This window comes from Paracoccus sp. (in: a-proteobacteria), assembly GCF_039808215.1.
Lineage (GTDB): Bacteria > Pseudomonadota > Alphaproteobacteria > Rhodobacterales > Rhodobacteraceae > Paracoccus.
This window is the reverse complement of record NZ_JBDHSP010000092.1, coordinates 1-10,114: the sequence shown is the minus strand read 5'-3', so window position 1 is coordinate 10,114 and position 10,114 is coordinate 1. Positions and strand designations below refer to the sequence as shown.

General features: G+C 67.6%; 10 protein-coding genes and 1 pseudogene. 9 read left to right on the top strand and 2 right to left on the bottom strand.

Going from position 1 to position 10,114, the window contains the following annotated elements:
- Positions 1-150: 150 nt before the first annotated feature.
- The 5 genes and pseudogenes from WMK75_RS17155 to WMK75_RS17135 form a co-directional block, all read left to right on the top strand.
- Positions 151-288: pseudogene (locus tag WMK75_RS17155) on the top strand (IS5/IS1182 family transposase); the annotation flags it as partial.
- A gap of 84 nt (positions 289-372) precedes the next feature.
- Positions 373-1,128 (top strand): molybdate ABC transporter substrate-binding protein, encoded by a 756-nt coding sequence (gene modA / locus WMK75_RS17150; protein ID WP_347268807.1) that lies wholly within the window; start codon positions 373-375, stop codon positions 1,126-1,128.
- A complete protein-coding gene (modB, locus tag WMK75_RS17145; protein ID WP_347268806.1) occupies positions 1,125-1,823 on the top strand; it encodes a molybdate ABC transporter permease subunit in 699 nt (232 codons plus the stop codon). The genes modA and modB overlap by 4 nt, the downstream gene beginning before the upstream one ends.
- Positions 1,816-2,859 carry a molybdenum ABC transporter ATP-binding protein gene (gene modC, locus WMK75_RS17140; RefSeq protein ID WP_347268805.1) on the top strand — a complete coding sequence of 348 codons (1,044 nt, stop codon included), beginning with the start codon at positions 1,816-1,818 and terminating at the stop codon, positions 2,857-2,859. The genes modB and modC overlap by 8 nt, the downstream gene beginning before the upstream one ends.
- An 87-nt stretch (positions 2,860-2,946) precedes the next feature.
- Positions 2,947-3,525 (top strand): lytic transglycosylase, encoded by a 579-nt coding sequence (locus tag WMK75_RS17135; protein ID WP_347268804.1) that lies wholly within the window; start codon positions 2,947-2,949, stop codon positions 3,523-3,525.
- A 13-nt stretch (positions 3,526-3,538) separates the two neighbouring features.
- Here WMK75_RS17135 and WMK75_RS17130 read toward each other — a convergent pair whose 3' ends face one another.
- On the bottom strand, positions 3,539-4,135 hold the full coding sequence (locus WMK75_RS17130; RefSeq protein ID WP_347268803.1) for an outer membrane lipoprotein carrier protein LolA: 597 nt from the start codon (positions 4,133-4,135) through the stop codon (positions 3,539-3,541).
- 157 nt (positions 4,136-4,292) lie between these two features.
- Here WMK75_RS17130 and WMK75_RS17125 point away from each other — a divergent pair, with 157 nt between their 5' ends.
- Entirely contained in the window at positions 4,293-4,922 is a 630-nt protein-coding gene (locus WMK75_RS17125; protein WP_347268802.1) for a glutathione S-transferase family protein, read from the top strand.
- On the opposite strand, the gene pyrF is transcribed toward WMK75_RS17125, so the two are convergent.
- Positions 4,923-5,627: an orotidine-5'-phosphate decarboxylase gene (gene pyrF, locus WMK75_RS17120; RefSeq protein ID WP_347268801.1), complete on the bottom strand. Its 705-nt coding sequence runs from the start codon at positions 5,625-5,627 to the stop codon at positions 4,923-4,925.
- A gap of 152 nt (positions 5,628-5,779) precedes the next feature.
- Here pyrF and clpB point away from each other — a divergent pair, with 152 nt between their 5' ends.
- The 3 genes from clpB to WMK75_RS17105 all read left to right on the top strand — a co-directional run bounded on the left by clpB (position 5,780) and on the right by WMK75_RS17105 (position 10,024).
- Positions 5,780-8,407 carry an ATP-dependent chaperone ClpB gene (gene clpB / locus WMK75_RS17115; protein ID WP_347268800.1) on the top strand — a complete coding sequence of 876 codons (2,628 nt, stop codon included), beginning with the start codon at positions 5,780-5,782 and terminating at the stop codon, positions 8,405-8,407.
- Positions 8,408-8,525: 118 nt separating this feature from the next.
- Positions 8,526-9,401 (top strand): protein-methionine-sulfoxide reductase catalytic subunit MsrP, encoded by an 876-nt coding sequence (gene msrP / locus WMK75_RS17110; RefSeq protein ID WP_347268799.1) that lies wholly within the window; start codon positions 8,526-8,528, stop codon positions 9,399-9,401.
- Complete coding sequence (locus WMK75_RS17105) at positions 9,401-10,024, top strand: protein-methionine-sulfoxide reductase heme-binding subunit MsrQ (protein ID WP_347268798.1); 624 nt, start codon at positions 9,401-9,403, stop codon at positions 10,022-10,024. Before msrP ends, WMK75_RS17105 begins: the two co-directional genes overlap by 1 nt.
- The last annotated feature ends 90 nt before the right edge of the window (positions 10,025-10,114 follow it).

Sequence of the window (10,114 nt, the reverse complement as noted above, 5' to 3'; positions counted from 1 at the left end):
ATGTAATGCCTTGATTTTGCATATGCTGGATACTCAAGCAGGCTCAAAATGCCCGCGGAACTGTCGAACTTCGGGGATCTGCGCGGCGCGAGCGCAGTCATTGCGCCGAAAGCGAACCGCAAGATCAGGCGCGACCACGACCGGCATGCCTATGAATGGCGACATCTGATCGAGAATTTCTTCATGAAGATCAAGGAGTTCCTGGCCATCGCTACCCGCTACGAAAAGACTGCATGCAGTTACACCGCCAACTGGCACCTCGTGGCGACCATCTTCGCCGCGAAATGAATGTCCACTGGCCCTAGATCCCTGTTGCCGCGCATGGGTGGGTTGTGGTTATGTCTGCGCGGACATAACGAAAGGATGCCGCCCATGCCTGCCCCATGGATTCCTGCCCCGTGGATTCTTGCCGCGCTGATCGCGCTTGCCCCCGCCGCCCGGGCCGACGAGATCACCGTCTTTGCCGCCGCCAGCCTCAAGGATGCGCTGGATGCCGTCGCCGCCGACTGGCAGCAGGCGCATGGCGATACGCTGGTGATTTCCTATGCCGGCAGTTCGCAACTGGCGCGGCAGATCCAGGAGGGGGCGCCGGCGGATCTGTTCATCTCGGCCTCGAAGCAGTGGATGGATGCGGTGGCGGACTCGGGCGACATCGATGCCGCCACGCGCCGCGACCTGCTGGGCAATACGCTGGTGCTGGTGGGCAGCGGCAAGCCGGCAGCGGCGGATCTGGCCGATCTGCCGGCGCTGCTGGGCGAGGGCAGGCTGGCCATGGCGATGGTCGATTCCGTGCCCGCTGGCCAATATGGCAAGGAGGCGCTGACCGCGCTGGGCCTGTGGGACAGGGTCGAGGGCCAGGTGGCGCAGGCCGACAACGTGCGCGCGGCGCTGAAACTGGTCGCGACCGGCGAGGCGCCGCTGGGCATCGTCTATGGCAGCGACGCCGTGGCCGAGCCGGGCGTGGGCGTCGTCGCCACATTCCCCGCCGACAGCCACAAGCCCATCGTCTATCCGGCGGCGGTGACCAAGGCGGCTGATACGCCGCAGGCCGCCGCCTTCCTTGACAGCCTGTCGCAGGAACCGGCAAGGTCGATCTTTGAAGCGCAGGGTTTCAGCGTCGCGGAATGATTTCAACCGACTGGCTTGGTCCCCAGGAATGGCAGGCGGTGCGTCTGTCGCTGCGGGTGGCCGCTGTCGCCACTCTGGCCAGCCTGCCGGTCGCGGTGGGCGTGGCTTGGCTGCTGGCGCGGCGGCGCTTTCCCGGCCACGGCCTGCTGAGTGCGCTGGTGCATCTGCCGCTGGTGCTGCCGCCCGTGGTCACCGGCTATCTGCTGCTGCTGGGCTTTGGCACCCAGGGCCCGATCGGCAGCCTGTTGAAGCCACTAGGCATCGTGCTGGCCTTTCGCTGGACCGGGGCGGCGCTGGCGGCGGCGATCATGGCGTTTCCGCTGATGGTGCGCGCCATCCGCCTTGGCTTCGAGGCGGTGGATCCGCGGCTGGAACAGGCCGCGGCGACGCTGGGGGCGCCGCGGCCCTGGATCTTCCTGACGGTGACGCTGCCGCTGATCCTGCCCGGGGTGCTGGCCGGGGCGACGCTGGGCTTTGCCAAGGCGATGGGCGAATTCGGCGCCACCATCACCTTTGTGTCCAATATCCCCGGCCAGACCCAGACCATGCCCTCGGCGATCTATGCGCTGCTGCAGGTGCCCTCGGGCGAGGCGGCGGCGCTGCGGCTGGTGCTGGTCTCGGCGCTGATCGCGGTGGCGGCGGTGCTGGCATCCGAGGCGCTGGCGCGGCGTGTGGCGGCGGGCCGCGATGCTTGAGGTCGGCTTTCGCCGCGCGCTGCCGGGGCTGGCGCTGGAGGTGCATTTCCAGGCGCCGCAGGGGGTGACGGCGCTGTTCGGCCCCTCGGGCTGCGGCAAAAGCAGCACGATCAATGCGATCATCGGGCTGCTGCGGCCAGATTCCGGGCGCATCGCCCTGGGCGGGAGGGTGCTGTTCGACGGGGCCACGGATCTGTCGCCGCAGGCCCGCCGCATCGGCTGCGTATTCCAGGACGCGCGGCTGTTTCCGCATATGAACGTGGCCGGGAACCTGCGCTATCCCTCGCGCTGGCGGCCGGGTGCCGGGCGCGAGTTCGGGCGCATCGTCGAGATGCTGGCGCTGGGTCCGCTGCTGGCGCGCCGTCCCGGCCGACTGTCGGGCGGCGAGCGCCAGCGCGTCGCCATCGGCCGCGCGTTGCTGTCGGATCCGGCGCTGCTGGTGCTGGACGAGCCGCTGGCGGCGCTGGACGAGGCACGCAAGGCCGAGATCATGCCCTGGCTCGAGCGCCTGCGCGACGAGATCCGCCTGCCGATCCTGTTCGTCAGCCATTCGGTGCCCGAGGTGCTGCGCCTGGCCACCACCGTGGTGCTGATGGGGCAGGGCCGGGTGCAGCATTGCGGGCCGCTGGCCGGCATCCTGGCCGATCCGGCGCTGGCGCCCCTGCTGGGCGCGCGCGAGGCCGGCGCCCTGATCGCCGCCCGTGTCGAAGCGCGCGAGCCCGACGGGCTGACGCGGGTGGCAACCTTGGCGGGCAGCCTGCTGCTGCCGGACCTGCAGCTGGCGCCGGGCCGGGTGCTGCGGCTGCGTATCCTGGCGCATGAGGTCATCCTGGCGCGCACCGCGCCGCAGGGGCTGTCGGCTCTGAACGCCTTGCCGGTGCGGGTCACCCGCATCGACGGCGGGCTGGTGCAGTTGGCTCTGGGCGAAGAGCGCATGCTGGCGCAGATCACCCCGCGCTCGGTCGCGGCGCTGGATCTGCGCCCGGGGGTCGCCTGCCATGCGATCGTGAAATCGGTCTCGGTCCTGCCCAGCTGAGACCCCAACTGTGGTCATCGTGGCATTGTCATTTGCGCCCCGGGTGCGAATGCGCTTATGCTGGGCGCAAAAAACATGAGGGGCAGAATGAACAGGTTTCTCAAGCTCGCCATCGTCGGGCTGGTGGCCTCGTGCGGCGGCGGCGGCGACCACAAGGCGCCGCGCAATCTGGACAACGCCTGCGCGCTGGCCAAGGAGCGCCCCGCCTATATGCGCGCCATGAAGGCAAGCGAGCGGCGCTGGGGCGTGCCGGTGCATGTGCAGATGGCGACCATCCACCAGGAATCGAAATTCATCGGCAATGCGCGCACGCCGCATCAATTCGTGCTGGGCATCATCCCGGTCGGGCGGCAGAGCTCGGCCTATGGCTACAGCCAGGCGCTGGACAGCACCTGGGACGACTATCGCCGCGCCACCGGCAACCGCCGTGCCCGGCGCGACAACATCAAGGACGCCACCGATTTCATGGGCTGGTACATGAACGATTCGGCGCGCTCGCTGGGCATCTCGAAATGGGATGCCGCCTCGCAATATCTGGCCTATCACGAGGGGCGGCAGGGCTTTGCCAAGGGCTCGCACAATGGCAAGCCCTGGCTGATGAAAGTGGCGGGCAAGGTGGACAGCCGCGCCGACCGCTATCAGGCGCAGCTGGCCGCCTGCCGCTGAGCCGGGCGCCCGCCTATTTGCGGCGGGCGATCTCGTTCTCGATGACGAATGCCGAGGGGCGGAAGCTGACCCCGGTCTTCAGATCGCCCAGGATGACGGTGGTGCGCTTGCCCGATTCGTCGGTCACCACCCATTGGCGCAGCTGCGTCGGATTGGCGGTGAACAGCATCTGGATATTTCCGTATTCCGGGTGCTGCGGGTCCTGCGCCGTGACCACGGTGGCATTCTTCTTTTCGCCATGGCCGGTGACCATGCGGGCGCGCCCAAGGTCGATGTCGGGCGCAAGGATCAGCGACAGCGGGGTTTTCGACAGCGGATAGATCTGCGGCGCGCCGCGCGACTTGCCGTCGAACACCGCCACCTGCCCGGCCGAGGCCAGGACCAGCGTATTGTCGCCCTTGTATTCGAAACGCACCCGGTTCGGGCGCTGGATATAGACCACACCCGAGGACACCGAGCCGTCGGCATTGACCTGGGTGAAATCCGCGGTCGCGGTCTTGAGGCTGTTGAGATAGCGCGAGATCTCGTTCAGCGGGATCTTTTCCGCCAGGGCCGGAAAGGCCATGGCAAGCACAAGGACGGGCGCAAGGGCGAGGGATCTGATGTTCATGGCCGGATGATAGCGGCCCCCGGAAAGGTTGCACATCACGTTCTGCGGAAATCCCGCCGCACCGGTGCTGACAGCGGCGTGAGCGTATCCCGCACTTGCCGGACCAGTCGCGGCGGCGCGACAATGCCGTCCGGGTGCCGGTCGCAGGGGAGGAATCATGGCGCGGATGCAGCTTTATCGCCGAAGCGGCTGGGGCTCGGCCATCGTCGAGGCGCAACTGGCGCATTACGGTCTTGCCGCCGAGGAGATCGAGGTGGGCGACCTGTTTCGCGACGCCGGGGCGCGGCGCGATCTGGCGCGGATCAGCCCGGCGGCGCAGGTGCCGGTGCTGGTGCTGGCCGATGGCAGGGTGATCCCGGAAAGCGCCGCGATCACCCTGTATCTGGCCGACCTGACCGGGCGCGACGATCTGGTGCCGGGCGGGCAGGCGCCCGAGCGCGCCGCCTTTTTGCGCTGGCTGATCTTTCTGGTGGCGCAGGTCTATCCCTGCTTCACCTTCGGCGACGATCCTTCGCGGTTGCTGGCCGCCGAGGCGGCTCAGCAGGAACTGGCCGCGGCGATCGGGGCGCGGCTTTGCGGTCTGTGGTCGGCGGTCGAGGCGGCCGCCGATGGCCCCTGGTTCCTGGGCGCGCGGTTTTCCGCGCTGGACATCTATCTGGCGGTGATGCGCCACTGGCAGCCCGGGCCGGACTGGTTTGCGCAGCAGGCGCCGCGGATCGAGGCCATTGCCTGCGCCACGATGGCGCGGCCCGCCTTGCAGCCGGTGTTCCGGCGCAATTTCGGCTGATCAGAGGCCGGCTCGGAGATCGGCGAGTTCGGCCTGGATCGCCAGCGCCGCGGCGCGCGGATCGGCGGCCTGCCAGATCGGGCGGCCGACGACGATGTGATCGGCGCCGTTGCGGATCGCGGTGGCGGGGGTCTCGATGCGCTTCTGGTCGCCCGCGTCCGCGCCCGTCGGGCGCACGCCGGGGGTGACGATCAGCCGGCCCGCGGCCTCGGGCAGGGCGCGGATCAAGGCGGCCTCACGCGGCGAGGCGATGACGCCATCGGCCCCGGCCGCAAGCGCCCGGGCGGCGCGGGTGGCGGTGATCTCGGCCAGGTCGCCGGGCAGGATCAGCCCCTCGTCCAGATCGCCGCGGTCGAGCGATGTCAGGATGGTCACGGCGAGGATTTTCAGGTTCGACCCCGCCGCGCCCTGTTTGGCGGCGCGCACCACATGGGGATCGCCGTGCACGGTCAGGAAATCCAGATCATATTGCGCGATGCCCCTGACCGCCGCCTCGACCGTGGCGCCGATGTCGAAGAACTTCATGTCGAGGAAGATGCGCTTGCCATGTTCCTGCTTCAGTTCATTGGCCAGCGCGAGGCCGCCCCCGGTCAGCATGCCAAGGCCGATCTTGTAGAAACTGGCAGCATCGCCGATCTGCTGGGCCAGTTGCAGCCCGGCCAGCGCATTCGGCACATCCAGCGCCACGATCAGACGGTCGTTCATTTTCCACCTCGGCCTGCCAGGGAACGGCGCGCTTATAGGCGCCTTGCCGGCGCCTTGAAACCCCGTTTATCCCTGCCCATGTCACTGGCAGGACCCGACCGGGCCGCGCCGACGCGGGCGGTCCATGACGGGGGCTTTGGAAAGGATTTCACATGGATATGGAAAAGTTTACCGAACGCTCGCGGGGCTTCCTGCAGGCGGCGCAGACGATTGCGATCCGCGAGAACAATCAGCGCGTGATGCCCGAGCATCTGCTGAAGGCGCTGATGGATGACGACCAGGGCTTTGCCAGCAACCTGATCGCCCGCGCCGGCGGCGACGCGCAGGCGGTGCGCCAGGCCGTCGATCAGGCGGTCGGCAAGCAGCCCAGGGTCAGCGGCGGCCAGGGGCAGGTCTATGTCGACCCGAGCCTGGTGCGCGTGCTGGACGAGGCCGAGAGCCTGGCGAAGAAGGCCGGCGATGCCTTTGTTCCCGCCGAGCGCGTGCTGACCGCGCTTGCAATCAGCAATACCGGCGCCCGCGATGCGCTGAAGGCCGGCAATGTCAGCGCCCAGGCGCTGAACGGCGCGATCAACGATATCCGCAAGGGCCGCACCGCCGACACCGCCAGCGCCGAGGACAGCTATGAGGCGCTGTCGAAATACGCCCGCAACCTGACCGAGGCGGCGCGCGACGGCAAGATCGACCCGATCATCGGCCGGGACGAGGAAATCCGCCGCGCCATGCAGGTGCTGTCGCGGCGCACCAAGAACAACCCGGTGCTGATCGGCGAGCCCGGCGTCGGCAAGACCGCCATCGCCGAGGGCCTGGCGCTGCGCATCATCGACGGCGATGTGCCGGAAAGCCTGCGCAACAAGCAGCTCTGGGCGCTGGACATGGGCGCACTGATCGCCGGCGCGAAATACCGCGGCGAGTTCGAGGAGCGGCTGAAGGCGGTGCTGAAAGAGATCGAGGCCGCCGCCGGCGAGGTGGTGCTGTTCATCGACGAACTGCATGTGCTGGTCGGCGCCGGCAAGACCGACGGCGCCATGGATGCCGCGAATCTGATCAAGCCCGCTCTGGCGCGGGGCGAGCTGCATTGCGTCGGCGCCACCACGCTGGACGAATACCGCAAATATATCGAAAAGGACGCGGCGCTGGCCCGACGGTTCCAGCCAGTGCTGATCGCCGAGCCGACGGTCGAGGATACGATCAGCATCCTGCGCGGCATCAAGGAGAAATACGAACTGCACCACGGCGTGCGCATTTCGGACGCGGCGCTGGTCTCGGCAGCGGTGCTGTCGCACCGCTACATCACCGACCGCTTCCTGCCCGACAAGGCCATCGACCTGGTGGACGAGGCGGCCTCGCGCCTGCGCATGGAGGTGGACAGCAAGCCCGAGGAACTGGACCAGCTCGACCGCCAGATCCTGCAGATGCAGATCGAGGCCGAGGCGCTGAAGAAGGAAGACGACGCCGCCAGCAAGGACCGGCTGGAAAAGCTGGAAAAGCAGCTTTCCGAACTGACCGAGAAATCCGCCACCCTGACCGCGCGCTGGCAGGCCGAGCGTGACCGGCTGGAAGGCTCGCGCTGCCTCAAGGAGCAGCTGGACCGCGCCCGCGCCGAACTGGATCAGGCCAAGCGCGAGGGCAATCTCGCCCGCGCGGGGGAACTGTCCTATGGCATCATCCCGGGGCTGGAAAAGCAGCTTGATGCCGCCGAGGGCAGCGATGACGGTCCCATGGTCGCCGAGGCCGTGCGTCCCGAGCAGATCGCCGAGGTGGTCGAGCGCTGGACCGGCATCCCGACCAGCAAGATGCTGGAGGGCGAGCGCGAGAAGCTGCTGAAGATGGAGGAGGTGCTGGGCAGGCGCGTCATCGGCCAGTCCGAGGCGGTCACCGCGGTCGCCAATGCCGTGCGCCGGGCCCGGGCCGGGCTGAACGATCCGCGCCGGCCGCTGGGCAGCTTTCTGTTCCTTGGCCCCACCGGCGTCGGCAAGACCGAACTGACCAAGGCCATCGCCGAATACATGTTCGACGACGATGCCGCCATGGTGCGCATCGACATGTCGGAATACATGGAGAAGCATTCGGTGGCCCGGCTGATCGGCGCTCCCCCCGGCTATGTCGGCTACGACGAGGGGGGCGCCCTGACCGAGGCCGTGCGCCGCCGCCCCTATCAGGTGATCCTGTTCGACGAGGTGGAAAAGGCGCATCCCGACGTGTTCAACGTGCTGTTGCAGGTGCTGGATGACGGGCAGTTGACCGATGGCCAGGGCCGGACGGTGGATTTCAAGCAGACGCTGATCATCCTGACCTCGAACCTTGGCTCGCAGGCGCTGAGCGCGCTGCCCGAGGGTGCCGACAGCGCCCAGGCGCGCACCCAGGTCATGGCGGCGGTGCGGGCGCATTTCCGCCCCGAGTTCCTGAACCGGCTCGACGAGATCATCATCTTCCACCGGCTGACCCGCGACAATATGGATGCCATCGTCGGCATTCAGCTGGCGCAGCTGGAACAGCGTCTGGCGCAGCGCAAGATCGCGCTGGATCTGGACGAGGATGCGGTGAAATGGCTGGCGGACGAGGGCTATGACCCGGTGTTCGGTGCCAGGCCGCTGAAGCGGGTGATCCAGCGCAGCCTGCAGAATCCGCTGGCCGAGATGATCCTGGCCGGCGAGGTGCTGGACGGGCAATCCGTGCATGTCACCTCGGGGCGCGACGGGCTGATCGTCGGCAACCGCCTCGCCGGCCTGCATGCCGGCGAAGCGCCTGACGACGGCCCGCGCATGCCGCTGCAGTGACCCGGGGCGGGGCGGCCCGGCCTGGCCGCCCCCTGCCTGCGGCCCGCTCACGCGGAATTTCATCGGCGCCCGTGCCCGCGGGTGGCATCATGGCGCATCGGACAGAAGGGGGGGCGCCATGGTTCTGAAATGGTCGGATGTCACGCCCGAGGCGGTTTTTCTGGACCGCCGCGGCTTTCTGGCCGCTGCCGCGGCGGCGGTCGCCTGCCCGGCGGCTGCCACGCCGGTGCAGGACAAGCCCAACAGCCTTGAAGACATCACCAATTACAACAATTTCTACGAATTCGGCACCGGCAAGACCGATCCCGCGCAGCATGCGGGCAGTCTGAAGACCTCGCCCTGGACGGTCGAGGTCGGCGGCATGGTGGACCGCCCCGGCAACTACGACGTGGCGGATCTGGCCCCCGAATCCGCGCTTGAGGAGCGCATCTATCGCCTGCGCTGCGTCGAGGCCTGGTCGATGGTGATTCCCTGGCTGGGCGTGCCGCTGGCCGGGGTGCTGGCGCGGGTCGGCGTGCAGCCTGGGGCGAAATTCGTCGCCTTCCGCACGCTGCAGGATCCCGCGCAGATGCCCGGTCAGCGCAGCGCCATCCTTGACTGGCCCTATCGCGAGGGGTTGCGGCTGGACGAGGCCATGCATCCGCTGACCATTCTTGCCACCGGGCTTTACGGCAAGCTGCTGCCCAATCAGAACGGCGCGCCGATCCGTCTGGTGGTGCCGTGGAAGTATGGTTTCAAGTCGATCAAGTCGCTGGTCTCGATCACCCTGACCGACCGCCAGCCGCAGACCACCTGGCAGATGATGCAGCCGGGGGAATACGGGTTCTACGCCAATGTGAACCCCGCGGTGGATCACCCGCGCTGGTCGCAGGCCAGCGAACGCCGCATCGGTGCCGGGCTGTTCGGCGGCCGCCAGGAAACGCTGCCCTTCAATGGCTATGGCGATGAGGTGGCGGATCTCTATGCGGGGATGGATCTGAAGAAGTTTTACTGATGGCGCGGTTTCTGAACCCATGGTTGCGCCGCATCCCTGCCCGGGCAGTCTGGCCGGCGGGGCTGCTGCCGCTGGCGCTGCTGGCCTGGGAGGTGGCGACGGGCCAGGCCGGGGTCGATCCGGTGCGGGCGATCGAACACCGTCTGGGCCGCACCGCGATCTATTTCCTGCTGGCGACGCTGGCGGTGACGCCGCTGCTGCGCCTGACGCGGCTGAACCTGATGCGTCAGCGCCAGGCGCTGGGGCTGCTCTGTTTCACCTATCTGGCCGGTCATCTGCTGGCCTGGGTCTATCTGGACATGGGTCTGCTCTGGGGACAGATGCTGCGCGATGTGGTCAAGCGGCCCTATCTGCTGTTCGGCATGGCGGGCTTTCTCTTGCTGCTGGCGCTTGCGCTGAGCTCGAACCGGCAGTCCCGCCGTGCTCTGGGTTCGCGCTGGTTTGTCTTGCACCGGTTGATCTATCCTGCCTCGATCTTGGGCGGCCTGCATTGGGTCTGGTCGCTGAAGGTGTGGGATTCCTGGGCGCTGGCGGTTCTGGCGGTGATTCTGCTGCTGATTCTGCTGCGATTGCCGATGATTCTGCGGCGTGTCGGGGTGCAGGCGGGGATTTCGGCGGTCTAGGCTGCTCTCATGCCGCCATCTATCATTTGATTATTTTGTGTTTTATCAGGATGTTGTGTGATTTTGGTTTTTTATTGTTTTTTATGGGTT

Bases quoted from the DNA above. Each gene is read 5' to 3' on its own strand.
- modA (WP_347268807.1), top strand. From the start codon at position 373: ATGCCTGCCCCATGGATTCCTGCCCCGTGGATTCTTGCCGCGCTGATC.
- modB (WP_347268806.1), top strand. From the start codon at position 1,125: ATGATTTCAACCGACTGGCTTGGTCCCCAGGAATGGCAGGCGGTGCGT.
- modC (WP_347268805.1), top strand. From the start codon at position 1,816: ATGCTTGAGGTCGGCTTTCGCCGCGCGCTGCCGGGGCTGGCGCTGGAG.
- WMK75_RS17135 (WP_347268804.1), top strand. From the start codon at position 2,947: ATGAACAGGTTTCTCAAGCTCGCCATCGTCGGGCTGGTGGCCTCGTGC.
- WMK75_RS17130 (WP_347268803.1), bottom strand. From the start codon at position 4,135: ATGAACATCAGATCCCTCGCCCTTGCGCCCGTCCTTGTGCTTGCCATG.
- WMK75_RS17125 (WP_347268802.1), top strand. From the start codon at position 4,293: ATGGCGCGGATGCAGCTTTATCGCCGAAGCGGCTGGGGCTCGGCCATC.
- pyrF (WP_347268801.1), bottom strand. From the start codon at position 5,627: ATGAACGACCGTCTGATCGTGGCGCTGGATGTGCCGAATGCGCTGGCC.
- clpB (WP_347268800.1), top strand. From the start codon at position 5,780: ATGGATATGGAAAAGTTTACCGAACGCTCGCGGGGCTTCCTGCAGGCG.
- msrP (WP_347268799.1), top strand. From the start codon at position 8,526: ATGGTTCTGAAATGGTCGGATGTCACGCCCGAGGCGGTTTTTCTGGAC.
- WMK75_RS17105 (WP_347268798.1), top strand. From the start codon at position 9,401: ATGGCGCGGTTTCTGAACCCATGGTTGCGCCGCATCCCTGCCCGGGCA.